This is a genomic window from Myxococcus sp. MH1, from assembly GCF_059738865.1.
This window is the reverse complement of sequence record NZ_AP026947.1, coordinates 3,139,348-3,155,735: the sequence shown is the minus strand read 5'-3', so window position 1 is coordinate 3,155,735 and position 16,388 is coordinate 3,139,348. Positions and strand designations below refer to the sequence as shown.

Here is a 16,388-nt window from a genome sequence, read left to right as displayed (position 1 = left end):
TCGAGAGACCTATTCGCGGAGCAGATGGTGGGCGTAGCTGAAGGCGAGGAGGCGGTGGAACTGCTCGACCTCGCCCAGCTTGGGGTGATTGCTGGCTTGCGCCAGGTACGGCAGACCCTTCAACGTGGACTGGATGAACGCCGTCAGCGACCACTTGGGCCCGGCTTCGATGAACAGCCGCGTGCCCTCGTCGTGCAGCCGCCGCACGTGCTGACCGAAGTGGACCGGCAGCACGTATTGCAGCGCGAGGTGCCGGGCCATGAAGCGCGCGTCCGTCTCGGGCGCGTAGTAGCGCCCATGAACGCTGGAGAGGACCGGGAGCTGGGGAGCATTCCAGGTGAGCTGCTCCAGCTCCGCGCGCAGCAGCGGCACCGCGCCGGCGATGATGCGTGAGTGGTACGCGTGCGACACCGGGAGCACGCGGACCTCGAACCCGTTCGCGCGGCACCAGCGCGCGACGAACTCGACGGCCTCGACCTCGCCCGCGACGATTCCCTGCCCCGGAGCATTCTCCGCGGCCACCGTCACGTAGCCGCCCGCCTCGGGCAACACCCGGCGCAGCCGGTCGAAGTCCCCGCTGACGCTGAGCATCCTCCCGGGGGACTCCACGCGCAGCCCGGTCACCGCGCGGGTACGCCGGTACACCGCGCGCAGCGCCTCTTCGAAGGAGAGCACCCCGCTCGCGGCCAGCGCCGCGTACTCCCCCGCGCTCTGTCCCAACAGCACATCCACCCGGATGCCCTGCGCGCGGATGAGCCGGTAGAGCGCCACGTTCGCCACGAAGACGGCGGCGTGCACGGTGTCGTCGTCCTGGCGATAGCCCTCCTCCGTGCCAGGAGGCACCCAGAAGGTGCTCGAGAGCGACTGCCCCGTCATCGCCGAGAAGGCGGCATCCGCCTGCGCGAGCGTGCTCGCGACCAGCGGGTACTCCACCGCGAGCTCGCGCAGCATGTTCGCGTACTGCGGCCCCTGTCCCGGGAACACCGCCGCCACCTTCCCCGTGTGGAGCTGGCGCGCGTCGCGCACGTCGTAGAAGAAGACGCCCTGCTCCGGAAGGCTCGGCGAGCCCGTGCCCGCCAGCAACGTCCGGGTGCGCTCCAGCGCCTTGCGAGCCCCCTGCCCCCGAGGCAGCGTCATCGCCAGTCGGCACGGCAGGGTCGCATCCGCCCTGGGCCCACCCCGAGGATCCATCCCTGGCTCGCGCTCCACCGCCTGGAGCAGACGCTCCACCTGCTGACACAGGTGCTCGCGGCTCGTACCGGAGAGCGCGAGGAAGGGAGGCCGCGTCGGCTCCGCGCTCGTCACCTTCACCGCGTCCTGCGCAGGCTTGCGCGGGTACTCCTCCAGCACGGCGTGGAAGCTCGTCCCGCCCAGGCCGAAGGACGTCACGCCCGCGCGACGAAGCCCCGGCCCGTCCATCACCCAGGGCTGGACCTCCGTGGGCACCTCGAAGGACACCTGCGACCAGGGGATGCGCGGGTTGGGCGTCTCGAAGCCGATGTTCGGCGGCACCTGCTGGTGGTGCAGCGCCAGGGCGACCTTCGTCAGCGCCACGGCGCCGGCGCCCGAGTTCAAGTGGCCGACGTTCGACTTCACCGAGCCCAGCAACAGCTTCCCCTCGGAGGCGGCCCGGCCGTAGACGGCCTGATACGTCTGGACCTCGATGGGGTCACCGACGGGCGTCCCCGTGCCGTGGCCCTCCACGTACTGGACATCGGTGGCGCGGATGCCCGCCTTCTCCACCGCCCTGCGGACCGCCTGGACCTGTCCTTCCGAGGAAGGCGCCCAGATGGAGGCGTTCTTCGGGTCCGTGGCCCCGGCCACCGAGCGCACCACGGCGTAGATGCGGTCCCCCGCTCCTTCCGCGTCCGACAGGCGCTTCACGGCGATGAGCGCCGCGCCCTCGCTCGTGATGTAGCCGTCCGCCCTGGCGTCGAACGGGAACGAGCCCTTCTGCGACAGACCGCCGAAGGAGCAGCACTGGCTCAGCGCATCCACGCCGAGCGACGCGTACATCCCCCCCACCAGCACCAGGTCGCACTGCCGGGTGCGCAGCTGGTTCATCGCGATGTCGAGCGCCGCGAGGCTGGAGGCACATGCGGACTCCACCATGAGCATCGGCCCCTGGAAGTCCAGGTGGTGCGCGACGCGTCCCACGGCCAGGCTGCCCAGGTACCCGAGCAGCGTGTCCTCGGTGATGGGCGGCAGCTCGCTCTTGTAGCGCGCCTCGGCGGACGCGCGGAGCTTCGTGGCCGTGGCCGCGTCGACCCCGTGGCGCTCCAGCTGCTCGGCCAGGCGCGCGTCGAACTCGGCGTAGTACACGCGGGCCTGGGTCTGGAACTCCCGCTCGAGCGGCGGCAGGTAGCCCATCACCACGCCCACGCGCGACGGGTCGACCTGCTGCCGCGTCGCCCCGGCGTCCTCGAGCGCCTGGAGCGCGGCCTTCATCGTCCAGCTGTGTCCCCGGTCGATCTGCGAGGACATCTTGGGCGGCACGCGGATGCGCGCCTGGGGCCAGGCGCCGTCGACGATGTAGCCGGCGAGGTTGGTGTAGGGCCGCACCTTGCTCTGCCGCGTGGGGTCCAGGTAGCGGTCGATGGGCGCGCGCTCGTCCGGAATCTCACCGATGGCGCAGCGCTTCTGGAGCAGGTTCTCCCAGAACGCGGCGGGGTTCTCCGCCTGCGGGAAGACGCCGCCCAGGCCGACGATGGCGATGGGCTCGGCCACCTGCGGCGCCCGGAGCGTGCGCGCCAGCGCCTGGTGGTACGCGGGCGAGAACTCCTCCAGGGTCAGGTGGTAGTTGATGCCGCCGAAGCTGAACGCGCTGACCGAGGCACGACGCGGCCCCTCCTGGACCTCCGGCCACGGCCGCCCCTGGTTGGAGATGTGGAAGGCGGAGCGCGAAAGGTCGATGCCCTCCGCGGCCTCCCGGAACGAGTGCTGCGGCGGCAGGAACTTGTGGTGCAGCGCCAGGGCCGTCTTCATGAGCCCCGCCGCGCCCGAGGCCGCCTGCAGGTGGCCCGTCAGCTCCTTCACGCCGCCCAGTCGGATGGCGCCCCGCGGGGCGCTTGCGCCGAACACCTCCTGGAGGCTCTGGAACTCCGTGAGGTCGCCCAGGTTGGTGCCCGTGGCGTGGCACTCCACGTATTGGACGTCCTGGGGCGCATAGCCGGCCTGCGCGTAGGCCCGGCGCATCGCGAGCACCTGGCCCCGCGAGTTGGGCGCCATGAGCGACTTGCCCTTGCCATCCGAGGCCGCGCCGAGGCCGCGCAGCACCGCGTAGACCTTCTCGCCGTGCGCGAGCGCGTCATCCAGGCGCCGGAGCGCGAAGACCCCCACGCCCTCCCCCAGGAGCGTCCCGTTGGCGCGGCGGTCGAACGGAGCCAGCGTGGAGTCGGACAGCCCTCCCAGCTTGCTGAACGCGATGAGGTCATGCGGGGTGAGCAGCTGGCTGCAGCCCGCCGCGAGCGCGACGTCGCAGTCGCCCGCGTTGAGCTGGTCGCACGCCGTCTGGATGGCGGCCAGCGCGGAGGCGTAGCCCGCGTCGACCGTCGCGTGAGGCCCCCGGAGGTTGAAGAGCTTGGCGGCCCGCCCCACCCAGACGCTGCTGAAGGAGGCGATGGCCTCGTCCTCGGTGATGCCCGCCAGCTCGCGCTCGACCTGCTGGGACGTGGCCTCGAGCAGCTCGGAGGCCAGGGACGCCGGGAGCGCCGCCTCGGCGAGGGCCCGGGAGAGACACTCCCGCATGTCCAGCAAGCGGGTGCGCACGCGCGTGTCCGGACGAAGCCCTCCGCCCAGGGAGCCCAGGGTGAAGCCGACGCGCTCGGGCGCCACCGTGTCCATCACGCCCCGCGCATCCTCGAGCGCCTGCGCCGTCGCCTCCAGGAACGCGAGCTGCGTGCGGTGCATGTCCTGCGCGACCTTCGGAGGGATGCGGTACTTCCGATAGTCGAGCGTCAGCTCGTCCAACGGCGCGGCGTGCCTGCAATAGGTGCGGTCCGCGACCGTGCGGTCCGCCGCGTAGTACCCGTCCAACCGCAGCTCACGCCCGGTCAGCTCCCGAATGGCCGTGGGCCCCGTCAGCACCCGCTCCCAGAACGCCTGGGGATTGGATGCCTTTGGGAATACGGCACCGATGCCGACAATGGCAATCGGCCGAAAAAGGCGCTCCTCCATGAATACCCTCTGACGTCCCCAATGGATGCGCTCGGCGAGCGCCGGGCCAATGCCTTGTCGCAAGCGCACGGGCCCTCCCCTCGATTACAAGGTAGACGAGATTGTTCAGGCAGATCAATCCCTCCGTTCATTTCCTCCCCTCGGACAAATGGCCTTTCACGAGGGTGGAATTTGTAGCGCGGAGAGACACACGCGTTTCAACCTCCCTGAGAATGTCACGGTTCGGCGAGCACTCGAGGTGACATCAATGACACATCAGACACCACCCAGGTCGACCCAACCCGCGCGTGCGCCCCCACCCCTGGCATCGGCCCCTCCTCGGAGAAGCCAGACACCGCGAGGTCACCGCGCGGGGACGTCATGGATTGTGTCCGCCCCACCTTGGAGCCCCACGCGGCTCAGGGCTGGGTTTCGGCGGAGCCCGGCGCGGCGGGCGCCTGGGGCAGCTTCTTGAGCAGGTCGATGTTCGGCCCGCCGATGGCGAGCAGGGTTCCGGCGATGTACTTGCTGGCATGCCGCCGGGGCAGGCCGCGCATCCACGTCGGCTGCTCGGGCATGGCGCCGCCGGTGGACTGGCGGTCGTCGATGGTGACGCCGCGCTCCCAGAGCATCGTCAGCATGGAGGTGGGACAGGGCGTGGCCAGCTCCTGCTGGAGCTCCGCGTAGGCCGCGCGATACGACGGCTCGGCGATGGGCTGGAGGTATCTCGCCGAGTTGCTGGCCTCGACCAGTCCCGTGCAGCGGGTGATGGCCGAGCCGCAGCTTCGGGCCCTGCGGGCCACGTCCACGGGCGCGACGATGCTGGAGAACGACGTGCTCGCCCAGAACACGGCGCGCATGCGGTCGCCCTGCGCCTGGCTCATCGGGGTCCACTCGGCGGGAGGCTGCTTCATCAGCGCGTGCGCCTGGCGCTCCTGCCCCAGCAGGGCGTTGCCAATCATCGCGCCGATGAGGGTGTCCGTCCGATACGACAGCCACGCCAGGTGGCGCACGTCCCGGGCGGCCTCCAGGGGCTGCCCTGTCTTCACGCCGTGGAGGAGCCGGAGCTTGGACCACTCCAACAGCGCGATGAAGTGGGGCACCGGGGCCGTCATCATGTTGTACGGCTCCTCATGCCGGAACGGGAGGTTGCGCGCGAGGTCCCACCGGTCGAAGCGCTGGAGCTCGCGCATCCACTCGAAGCGCAGCGAGGACAGGTCCTGGTCCGCGGCGAACCACTCCTCCAACGTCTTCTTCTCCTTGAGGTGCGCGGGAAGCTGGAGCGGTGAGTCCGCGGGCATCGCGGGGCCCGGGCTCTCCCAGTGCACCCAGGCGTTGAGCACGGGGCCCGCGTCCCCATCAGGGCGTGGCTCGCGGAACCACGGGTCGGCGGCGAGCTTCTCCTGCTCCCGGCAGAACAGGTCCAGGTGCGCGACGACGTCCTGCCGCTGCGCTTCCAGCGTGGGCTCGTATCGCGAGCGCATGAACAGGTCGAACGCGACCAGGGCCACGACGATGAGCACGACGAGGAGGCTGACGAACCAGACCAGCACTCGCGACACGCTTCCCCGGGACCACCGCACGCTCGGACGCATGTCCCGACTCTAGCAATCCCTCGCACCTCCCCGAGAATCCAATATTCAACCTAATCAATTTTTACAGCTTTTTACCGTTTAGGCCGGAGAGATGCTCCCGGAGCGTCGCCCGGTGGCATGGGACTCCAGGCCGGCGGCGCGCTCCCCGCAGTCAGAGATGAGAGGGCCCCATGTTCAGGAAGGCAGCAGTCCTCGCTGTCAGCTGTGGTGCGTTGTGGGTCGGCTGCGGTGTCGACCCGGAGATGGAGAACGAGGAGATCGTCTCCAACCTGGTGGAGGCCGGCTTCCGCGTCGACGACCTCCTCATCGCCGACGGCAAGGTGTACGTCGGTCGTGACGCGCACGTCACGCTGGAGGCCTCCCGGGAGATGGTCCAGTCCCTGGACGAGAGCTCGGAGCAGTACCGCACGACGAACCAGGTGGGCACGGGCGTGACGAAGATCTGCGTCAACCCCACGCCCGATTTCAACACCTACAGCATGCTGAGCCAGGGCCTGGACCTGGCCATCGCCAACTACAACGAGCGGGGGCTGCGCCTCACCTTCGCGCGTGGACCGACCACCGGCTGCACGGCGAACATCACCGCGCAGACGACGACGGGCACGGGCGGCTCGGCGGGCTTCCCCTCGGGAGGCCTGCCCTACGGAATCATCAACATCGGCACGGGCCTGCAGGCCTACAGCGCGGACGTGAACGAGCACGTCATCACGCACGAGCTGGGGCATGCCATCGGCTTCCGCCACTCGGACTACTACAACCGCAGCATCAGCTGCGGCGCAGGCGGTGACGAGGGCGACGCGGGCGTGGGCGCCATCCACATCCCGGGCACGCCGACCACGGCCACCGTGGGCGGCTCCGTCATGAACTCCTGCTTCCGCTCGACGGAGACGGGCGAGTGGACCAGCTCCGACCTCACCGCGCTGGACGCCCTCTACGGCACCGGCGGCGTCGCGGCCTGTTCCACCTACAGCTTCACGTCCTACCGCGGGCAGAACGGGACGCAGATCCGCTGCAGCTGCCCCGCCACCAGCAGCGGGACGGTGTGGGGCACGGACATCTACACGGACGACTCGAATGCCTGCGCGGCCGCGGTGCACGCGGGGGCGATTGCCTCCAGCGGCGGCACGGTGACGGTCGTCATCCAGCCGGGCCAGGGCAGCTACGCGGCCAGCACCCGCAATGGCATCACCACGCTCTCCTACGGCGCCTGGCCGGGGAGCTTCACGTTCACGAACACGACGCCGGTGCAGGCCTGCTCCACCTACGACTTCACGTCCTACCGCGGGCAGAACGGGACGCAGATCCGCTGCAGCTGCCCCGCCACGAGCAGCGGGACGGTGTGGGGCACGGACATCTACACGGATGACTCGAACGCCTGCGCGGCCGGCGTGCACGCGGGGGCGATTGCCTCCAGCGGCGGCACGATGACGGTCACCATCCGACCCGGGCAGAGCAGCTACACGGCCAGCACCCGCAACGGCATCACCACGTTGTCCTACGGGGCCTGGGCGGGGAGCTTCTCCACCAGTCCGTAGTCGTCACAGCGGCCCGATGCGCCGTGGCCCGGGGGTGGCTCGCTGATGAGCGCCTCCGGGCCCTGCCCGGTTGGGAGTTCTCCGCCCGCCCGAGTCGAGCGCGCCCGGTGAGGAGCGAGCCGGAGGTGGCTCGCTGAAGCGCCCCTCGGTCCATCGGGAGTCGAGACTCCTGGATGACCGCGTGCACGGCGCCAGCGAGTCACTCCACCGGCGTGACCGTCCTTCCCGCACACGAAGCGTTCAACGTGGCGCCCTTGGGCCAGGGAGACCTCGCCTGTTGCGCGCTCATGGCGCGGCCTTCGTCGGAGGCGGCTTCGAGAAGACGGAGCCCGCGGAACGCGGCGAGATGCGCTGATACCGCGCATACGCCTCCACGAGCGCCGTGCGCAGGGCGGTGGGCTCCGTGGGCCCATGCCGCGCCACGGTGCTGGCCAGCGCCTCCAGCAGATAGGCCTCGGGCGCCATCAACGTCCGCGTGAGCGCGATGGGAGTCGAGCCCAGCGCCTTCAACACCGGGCCGAAGTACTGCTCGCTCATGCAGGCCAGGACGACCACGGGCCGGGGCGTGGCGCCCGGTGGCACCTTCACCTGGGGAGGCTCGCGGTCCATGAGCCGGTCATGCCCGGCCCACACCAGCAGGTCGGCGCGACTGGCGCCCGCCGCCGCGCGCAGGAAGTCCTCCAGCGCCGTGTCGATGGCGTCGCCTGCGTAGGCCAGCAGCTTCAGCCGCACGGGTCGCTCCCCCTTCGCGGGGGTCCGCTCGAGGATGAGCTCACGCAGCACCACGCTCCCCTCGGGCCCCGGCTCGCGGCTCATCACCTTGAAGCCAGGAGCCCGGGACAGGTACCGCTCCGCGCCGTACATCGCGCCCCAGTAGAGGTTCGTCTCCAGCGCGCGCGGAGCCCCGGCGGCAGCCCGGCCACACTCGATCAACGCGTTGTCACACAGCGGGACGAAGACCTCGACCTCCACGGGAGGCGCGGCCAGCAGGGTCAGCATCACGAGGGTCAGCACTCGAGGTCTCCAGGGGCGTCGCCTTCAGACACCCCGGGTCCTGCCTTGCGTTCCACCGAGTGGGCCGCTCCCTCATGCGGGCCCGCGGCTCAGCCTCCGCCTCGCGGCGCTGTCACGCGCCTGGCCGACAGCACACCCGCCAGCGCCATCACGAGCCCCCCGGCGAGCGGCACCACGAGCAACCCCAGGCGCAGCCCCACCGCGTCGGCGATGAGCCCCACCACGGGGGGCGACAGCAGGAACCCCAATCGCATCAACCAGCTCACCACCGTCAAGCCCGTGCCGGGCCGCAACCCGGGCAGCTCGTCCGCGCCGTGCATCGCCGCGGGCACCAGCGTGGCCACACCGAAGCCCGCGAACGCGAAGCCCACGATGGTGGCGGGCACCGAGGGGAACAACAGCGCGCCCCCCATCCCCAGCGCCGCGAGCGCGCCGCCCGTCCGCGCCACGGCCCGCTGTCCGAACCGGTCGACGAGCCGGTCCCCGAACAGCCGCCCGATGAACTGCGCCCCCACGAGCGCCACGTAGCCGAACGAAGCCACCGCCACGCTCGCCCCGAGCGTGCCCGAGAGATAGACCGCCGCCCACGTCATCCCCGCGTCCTCCACGAGCACGCCACTGCTTGCAATCAGGACCAGCGCCGCCATCGAGAACACGAGCCGCAGTCGCCCCGCTCCCCGCTTCACGGAAGCCCCCTCCGCGTGCGCGGCGGCCCCGGAGGCTTCGGTGGGCTCGGGCCCGGGCAACAGGAAGCGCAAGGCCGTCAGCGAGACGCCGGAGAAGAGCAGCGCGGAGAGCCCCAGGTGGAGGCCCCGTGGAACAGCGAGCCCCGCCGCCAGCCCGCCCATGAGCCCGCCCACCACCGCGCCCACGCTCCACAGCGCGTGGAACGAATTGAGGATGGAGCGGCCATAGAGGCGCTGCACCCGGAGGCCATGCGCGTTCTGCGCCACGTCGGTGATGGCGTCCATGCTGCCCGCCAGGAACAACGTCACGGCGAGCGCGGCCCACGAGGGCGCGAGGCCCGCGAGCAGCAGGCCCAGCCCCGTGAGCACCGTGCCGGCGACAGCGACCCGGGACGAGCGGAAGCGACGGATGATGGCTCCCGCGGCGAGCCCCGCCATCAACGCCCCGAAGGGGAAGGACGCGATGGCGAGCCCGTACTGCGCATTGGTGAGCCCCAGGTCCGCTTTGATTTGCGGATAGCGCGGCAGCAGGTTGGCCAGGATGGCGCCGTTGGTGAGGAACAGCACCGCCACGGCGGCGCGGGCCGCGCGGTGCGCCCGAGGCACCGACGGAGGGAGGGAGGAGTTCATGAGGCGGCTCTAGGGGGAGAGGAATCGGAGCACGGCGGCGCGAGTGACGTCGCGGCCATGCGGTGTGGCGTCGAGGCTGACGTGGATGAACAGCCCTTCGATCAGCGCATCGAGCTTGTGGGCCGTCCGCGAGTCGACGTGGCGCTCGAGCACCGCCCGGCTGCGGCGCATCCAGTCGTGGGTGATCTGCCGGAAGGCGGGCTTTCGCGCCGCCAGGGTGTAGAGCTCGAGCGTGAGCACCAGGTCATCCGGCCCCGCCACCAGGTCCTCGTGCACCAGCTCGACGATGGCCGCCGCCAGCTGCTCGCGGTCTTCCACCGCCGACAGCCGCGCCGCGAAGCGCTCGCTGACCCGCTCGGCGAAGCGGGTGAAGGCCTCGCGAAGCAGCTCATCCATGCTGGTGAAGTGGTAGGTCATCGACCCCAGGGGCACGTCCGCCCGCTCGGCGACACGTCGATGCGACGTCCCCGCCACGCCCCCCTCGGCGATGACACTGAGCGCCGCGTCGATGATGCGGTCGCGTCGGTCCGGGTCATTGCGGCGCTTCACCACGGAGACTCCTGACGCGGCAGGGCCTCGACGTGGGCGCCCCGGAGCGTGAATCGAAGGTTCGAACGAGCACCCCACACGGGACAGCTCCCGCATGTGTACGCTCGTACATATCGACACGGACCGGAACGACTTTGTTCCCGAGAACGGCCAGGACGGAGGGACGAACCAGACGCCTCCGTCCCGGCCGCGCCCCCTCGGCTACCTGCGGATGCGCAGCGTGACGGAGTTGAACACCTTGATGTTCTTGCCGTCCTCGCGGATGACGACGTAGTCATCATTGGGAGGCACCGGCCGGATGAACAGGCCTTGCACCTCGTGCTCGTTGACGGACTCGGCGCCGAACCGCGCCATCACCATGGTCCCCATGGCCATGCCCGTGCAGCCCACGCACTTGGGTGCGCGATAGACGAACACCGTGCCGCCCTCGATTTGATTCGAACCATTGAGGCGCGGCTTCGGCACGGCGATGAACAAACGCTGGTCCGTGCCGGGGATGTCCCAGACGGCCCCCAGCGGGTGGGGGTTGCTGCTCTCGGCGTTGCGCCCCACCGGCCGGAGCGTGATGTCGACGGTGCCCCCGTTGTCGACGACGGAGTTCACCTGGACCAGGTCCTCCTTCTTCGTCCACCCCAGCCAGTGCAGCTGCGGGAGGTTGTAGTTGTCCGAGCCGTTGCTGCCCATGTACGTGCTCGAGTCACCGTAGTGGTCCACCTCACCCGTCGTCGGGTTGCGGGTGTTGCCGTGCGCCAGCCCCAGCACGTGGCCGACCTCGTGGGCATAGTCACGGAACAGGCCCCCCTTGAGGAAGACGCGGTTGGAGCCCGCGTTCGAGACGGAGCACATGCCGCTGGGCATCGAGTACACGGTCAGGAACGCGTTCGAGCGGGCCTTCTGGACCGCCTGGTTCTTCGCCTTCGAGCAGTTCGCGCTCGTCACCTCCACCGTCTGCGACGCGGTGATTTCCAGCCCCACCTGCCCGCCCGAGGCGACGCCGAAGAACGAGTAGAGGTCGCGGACGTTGTTGCGGATGTCGGACAGCGAGGGGGTGCTCCGCCCCGCGTAGGTCACACGGACGACCTTGACGGTGTGCTTCTTGTTGATGGCGCCCAGCCGCTTGTTGTGGTTCTCGACGCACGCCGGCTCCGACGCGGAGCAGGTGTACCGGTAGGGCGAGGCGGGGGCCTCCACGTCCTGGACCCGGTACGAGCGCACGCCGTCGTTCGCGCTCGCGCCGCTCGCGAACGAGGTCTCACAGAGGTTGGCGCTGGTCTCGACGGTGACCGAGTCCCCGGAGCAGTCCGCCCCGGCATGCAGCGTCACCGCCTTGCCGATGGCCACGTCGACGTACGAGGCCCCCGCCCCGGCGGGGAGCGCGTAACAACCGTTGGCCGAGGACTCCTGGAGGATGGTCGAGTCGCCGTGACAGTCGTCGCGCAGGACCACGGGCGCCAGACGCGGGGCGAGCAGTTTCGCGCGCAGCGCGGCCCAGTTGTCCGCCGTGCAGGCGTCCGACTGGACCTCCTCCAGGAACAGGCCGTCCTCGAGCTCCGCGTGCTCGTACGTCCTGCACGTCTCCCACATCTCGCTCCAGTGCGCCCAATCACACGTCCCCGCCGCGACGTACCCCTCGACACAGGCGAGCGCCGCCTCGAGCGCGGGGGAGACCACCGCCTGGCGGTTGGAAGAGACGGAGGCCGCGGTGCCACCAGCGCCCCCCAAAGGAGGCTGGGACATGGGCTCCTGGAGCCCGCCATCGCAGCCTGAGACCCATGCTCCGCACAACATGACGCCCACCATGGACAGCTTGCGCATACCGCTCCCTGCCGCGGCCCGGGCCGGGGGGCGCCAGGACACGTGCTCAATGAGGGTGATTGTGGAGTTCCGGCTTTTACACGGAGTCAGGATAAAAAACCATCCGTTCAATATGGTTTTCGGACCGACCCCGACGCAACTCCCGCAGGCTGATCGCGATAATCCCGGCAAGTTCCTTCTTTTTTGAATTCGTGAGGCCCCACCATGGGTTTCGACATCCGGAAGACCATCAACACCGTCCGCACGAACGTCCAGAAGACGGTGCAGGACGTCAAGAAGACCGTTGAGGACAACAAGGAGCTCATCAAGGGCGCCACGGCGGTCGCCACCCAGAGCGCGAAGGCCTTCGGGTACGGCAAGGACGCCTTCCAGCAGATCAAGAACATCAAGAACGGCGCCGAGGGCCTGCTGACGGGCAAGAACCTCGATTTCGTCAGCAACCCCACCTACAAGGCGGGTGAGTTCAAGGGCCTGACGAAGCTGGGCGCCGGCATGAAGGCCGCCGCGCGCTACGCGGGCATCCCCGGCGCGGTGATGTCGGGCGCCACGGCCATCAAGGACATCCGCCAGGCCATCCGCACCGGCAGCAAGGACGACATCCTCGCCGCCACGCGCTCCTCCCTGGACGCGACCAAGGCGGGCATCACGGCCGCGACGGGCGGAATCCTGGGCGGCAAGGTGATGGGCGGCGTGCTCGGCGGCACCGTCTTCAAGGAGAAGCTGGAGGCGGGCAAGAAGGCCGTCGACGCGTTCAAGAAGACGCTCCCCAACGCCAGCGACGACGTGCTCAAGGCCGTCAAGAACGCGGCCACCACCAGCCTGTTCGAGGGTGGCACGGCCAAGGGCGTCAGCCGGGCCGTCAAGGCCGCCGCCTCCGAGACGGCGAAGGCGACCAGCACCCTGGCCCAGGGCCTGGGCACCGGTCCGCGCACGGCCGCCAAGGCGCTGCTGAAGACGGCGGGCTCCGAGGTCGGTGAGGCCGCGCTCAAGCAGGGCGCGAAGGCCGCCGCCGGCACCGCCGCCAAGACGCTGGGCCGCTTCGCCCCGGGCGTCAACGTGGCCATCGCCGCGGTCGACGTGGCCAACGCGGGCGCGACGCTGATGGACAAGAACGCGAGCACTGGCAAGAAGGTGACGTCGGTCATCACCGCGGTGGGCTCCATCGCCGCCGCCACCAACATCCCCATCGTCAGCCAGGTGGGCGCCGCGGTCTCCACGGTGTCCAGCATCGTGGGCGCCTTCTTCTAGAGCAGCGACCCCATCGCGGGGTTTGTCAGAGCGGCTCGGCTGGACTATGCCCTGGTCCATGCCGAGCCGTCGCTTTTCCCCCCATTGGCGCGGACGCTGGCAGGCCTATCTCCCGGGAGCATTCGTGAGCAGCAAGCAAGGGTCTCAAGGAGCAGGTCAGGGCGTCGAGCGGCTCCTCAAGATGAGCCCGGTGGTCAGCCTCGTGTCCGCCAAGGCGCTGGAGCTGCCCACCGTGAGCGCGCCCTCCCTGGAGGGCATCTCCGTGCTGGTCCCCACGCCGCCGGACCTGACGGAGGAGGACCTGCTGCGCGCCTTCCACGAGAAGCACCGCGCCGTGTCCCCCTCGCGCGAGCGGCAGGCGGGTGAGCCGCTGGCCCTGGGCGACGAGGTGAAGCTCAACATCGTGGGCTACTGCGATGGCCGGCTCATCCCCTTCTCCTCGCGCTTCGGCCTGACGACGGAGCTGGCGCCCATCGAGATGCTGCCCGGGCTCAGCGAGTCGCTGGCCGAGGGCGGCAAGGTGGGCGAGTCCCTGCAGGTCGCGCTGGAGCTTCCGGACACCTACCCGGTGGAGTCGCTGCGGGGAAAGCCCGCGCGATTCCTGGTGGACGTGCTGGGAGCGCACGAGGTGACGCCGCTGCCGGACAGCGACCCGGAGTTCCTCGCGAAGCTGGGGATGGGCGCCACGCTGGACGAGGTGATGAACCACCTGCGCGAGGAGCTGGAGGACCAGGGAGCCGCCGAGCTCTGGGTGCAGGCGCGGGACCTGGTGCTGGACGAGCTCATCCAGCGCGCCCCGGTGGAGCTGCCGCGCGCGCTGGTGGACGAGGAGCTGCGCCGCCGCTGGGTCCAGGCCGAGGGCCAGGGCCTGGTCGACCACCAGTTCGACGTGGACGAGCAGCGTGAGGCGCTGGAGGGCTGGCTCACGGACGACACCACGCGCGCGGACGTCGAGCGGCGGCTGCAGATCGGCATCGTGCTGAAGGCCGTCACCGAGGAGCACAAGCTCCAGCTGACGCCGGAGAAGCTCGAGCAGCTGGTGGCCCTCCAGATGGAGCCCTTCGGGCTCACCGCCGCGGATGCCCACGCCGCCCTGCGCGAGTCTCCGGAGACGACGAAGCGGCTGGCGGAGATGGGCTGGTACCTGCTCGCGGTGGAGTACGTGATGAACCGCGCGAAGGTCACCTTCGAGGGCGCGGACCAGGCGGGCTGAGCGCCCCCTCGGGGCTCAGCTCTCGCTGAACCACAGGCCCGCGGCCCCCGCCAGGCCCAGCCCCACGAACAGCGCGGCCAGGCCCCAGGTCTTGCCGCGCGACATGCGCAGCGACTCGCCATACCGGTAGCCGCACACCAGCACGAGCAGGGCCAATCCCAGACAGATGGACGCGGGCCCCAGCGCGACGAGCACCTTGCGCGGCGTCCCGCTCACGTCCAGGACCCCCAGCAGCGCCAGCGGCCAGAAGCCGATGACGAGCAGGCCGAGCACCAGGCCCCACCCCCACTTCCCCTCGGGGGAGGTCAGCTCCATGAAGTCCAGGAAGCGCGCCCACGGGCCCTGGGGTGGCTCTCGACGGGGCGGGGCGGACGTCGGCACGGGCGGGGCTCCTGGGACAGGGTGCGGTGCACCGGGGATGCACCGCGCGAGGATAGGACAGCGCCCCCCAGCCAACCAGGGCACGGAGGCCCCGTGTCTCAGCGGCGGCCGAGGAACTGGGGGTCGGTCCAATCCCAGAGTCGCTCCGGGTGCTCGTCCACGTCGAGCGGCAGGCTGTTCCAGCGATACACGGCGCGCGAGCTGGCGCCATGGATGTGGATGAGCAGGCTCAGCGTGGCCAGCACCGCGAAGGTGGCCGTCAGTCCGCGCCGGGCCTCGGGGCCCTTCCACTGGAGCGAGCGCACCACGGGGACGAGGAAGAAGACGAGGTAGGGCACCATGTCCGTGAAGAAGCGCGGGCCATACGAGTGCCCTCCCCACCAGTGCGGGAAGGTGGAGATGGAGAACCAGTGCAGCGCCACCACCGCGAGCAGCACGGCGTGCAGGCGGGTGAAGGTCCGGGCGCGCACGTCCAGCCACAGGCCCCAGGCGCTCAAGAGCAGCACGGGGGTGAAGACGAACAACCCGCGGCCGGGGGACACGAGGTTGCCGGCCAGGGCCTCGGCCACGCGCGAGGAGGACCACTCCAGGCGCTGCGGCTCGTAGTAGGGCGCGAGCACGGAGCCGTAGTGGACCTGGTTCACCGCCACCCAGGGGATGGCCACCAGGAGCGCGCTCGCGAAGAACCTCCAGGCCTGACGCGGGTAGGTCCACACGACGTAGAGCGACAAGAGCAGCACGGACAGCCCGTTGGTCGGCCTCATCACGTAGGCGAGCGCCAGCGGGAGGCCCGCCCAGCCGACGACGGCGGGATTGTCCCGTGCGCGCACGAGGCAGACGAGCGTCAGGGTGAGGAACAGGAGCGAGGGGCCGTGTTGCCACAGGGCGCGGCTGGCGGTGGAGAGCAGCGGCGTGCAGAAGACGAAGACGGCGGCGAGCAGGAGCGCGCGACGGCGGGACAGCTTCAGCGACATGCCGAGCACGAACATGGCGACACCCGCCAGGGCCGTGACCGCGGAGGCGAAGTAGCGCTGCGGCTCGTTCCACGCGTTCAGGTCCACCAGGCCGGTGGTGTCGTGGAGGTGGCGCCAGTGGGCCAGGGACCTGCCCAGTGACGGGTGGAGGCCGCCCACGGGGGTGACGAGCCGCACGAAGCCATCCACCAGCGCCACCATGGGCACGGCGACGAGCGAGGGGCCCAGGGGGAAGTAGTTGTAGTAGTGGCCGTCGCGCTCGAAGAGGCCGTTCTGGTGCACCTGGAAGGTGGGCGCGTATTCGTCCAGGGCGATGTTCCCCTCGCGCAGGAGCGACAGCGTGGTGGGGAGCGTCAGCTTGGAATCGAAGGGGGTGTAGACGGGGAACGCCGCCAGCACCGCGAAGAAGCCCAGGAAGAGCAGCGCGTATGTCGCCCAGGGACGGGACATGGAGGCCCCTCTTAGTGCCTCGCGCCACGGGGGTCACCCGAAACCAGCGGCGGGTCAGGCCCCTGCCCACTCCAGCCTCGTCCTCCAATCCCTATCAATGACAAGTCATCCCACCGCGTCCCGGACACGGGAGCGCACGCGCA

11 protein-coding genes are annotated in these 16,388 nt (G+C 70.2%); 3 read left to right on the top strand and 8 right to left on the bottom strand.

What is annotated here, in order from left to right; translation table 11 throughout:
- Positions 1-9: 9 nt before the first annotated feature.
- Both AC6JA9_RS12890 and AC6JA9_RS12885 read right to left on the bottom strand, forming a co-directional pair.
- Entirely contained in the window at positions 10-4,176 is a 4,167-nt protein-coding gene (locus AC6JA9_RS12890) for a beta-ketoacyl synthase N-terminal-like domain-containing protein (RefSeq protein ID WP_497959809.1), read from the bottom strand.
- Between the two features lie 398 nt (positions 4,177-4,574).
- A complete protein-coding gene (locus tag AC6JA9_RS12885) occupies positions 4,575-5,750 on the bottom strand; it encodes a hypothetical protein (protein WP_497959808.1) in 1,176 nt (391 codons plus the stop codon).
- 170 nt (positions 5,751-5,920) lie between these two features.
- On the opposite strand from AC6JA9_RS12885, the gene AC6JA9_RS12880 reads away from it, so the two are divergent.
- A complete protein-coding gene (locus AC6JA9_RS12880; RefSeq protein WP_497959807.1) occupies positions 5,921-7,285 on the top strand; it encodes a M57 family metalloprotease in 1,365 nt (454 codons plus the stop codon).
- Between the two features lie 285 nt (positions 7,286-7,570).
- On the opposite strand, the gene AC6JA9_RS12875 is transcribed toward AC6JA9_RS12880, so the two are convergent.
- The 4 genes from AC6JA9_RS12875 to AC6JA9_RS12860 form a co-directional block, all read right to left on the bottom strand.
- A complete protein-coding gene (locus tag AC6JA9_RS12875; protein ID WP_223748853.1) occupies positions 7,571-8,299 on the bottom strand; it encodes a hypothetical protein in 729 nt (242 codons plus the stop codon).
- Between the two features lie 89 nt (positions 8,300-8,388).
- Entirely contained in the window at positions 8,389-9,615 is a 1,227-nt protein-coding gene (locus AC6JA9_RS12870) for an MFS transporter (protein WP_223748852.1), read from the bottom strand.
- A gap of 9 nt (positions 9,616-9,624) precedes the next feature.
- Entirely contained in the window at positions 9,625-10,164 is a 540-nt protein-coding gene (locus AC6JA9_RS12865; protein WP_473569449.1) for a TetR/AcrR family transcriptional regulator, read from the bottom strand.
- Between the two features lie 201 nt (positions 10,165-10,365).
- Entirely contained in the window at positions 10,366-11,901 is a 1,536-nt protein-coding gene (locus AC6JA9_RS12860; protein ID WP_223748850.1) for a hypothetical protein, read from the bottom strand.
- Between the two features lie 282 nt (positions 11,902-12,183).
- Here AC6JA9_RS12860 and AC6JA9_RS12855 point away from each other — a divergent pair, with 282 nt between their 5' ends.
- Together AC6JA9_RS12855 and AC6JA9_RS12850 are read left to right on the top strand one after the other, a co-directional pair.
- A complete protein-coding gene (locus tag AC6JA9_RS12855; protein ID WP_223785247.1) occupies positions 12,184-13,227 on the top strand; it encodes a hypothetical protein in 1,044 nt (347 codons plus the stop codon).
- 181 nt (positions 13,228-13,408) lie between these two features.
- Positions 13,409-14,440 (top strand): trigger factor, encoded by a 1,032-nt coding sequence (locus AC6JA9_RS12850; RefSeq protein ID WP_497959805.1) that lies wholly within the window; start codon positions 13,409-13,411, stop codon positions 14,438-14,440.
- 15 nt (positions 14,441-14,455) lie between these two features.
- Here AC6JA9_RS12850 and AC6JA9_RS12845 read toward each other — a convergent pair whose 3' ends face one another.
- Positions 14,456-14,821, bottom strand: coding sequence for a hypothetical protein (locus AC6JA9_RS12845; RefSeq protein WP_223748847.1), 366 nt, complete (start codon positions 14,819-14,821; stop codon positions 14,456-14,458).
- A 98-nt stretch (positions 14,822-14,919) separates the two neighbouring features.
- On the bottom strand, positions 14,920-16,245 hold the full coding sequence (locus AC6JA9_RS12840; RefSeq protein WP_267697126.1) for a hypothetical protein: 1,326 nt from the start codon (positions 16,243-16,245) through the stop codon (positions 14,920-14,922).
- Positions 16,246-16,388: the final 143 nt, after the last annotated feature.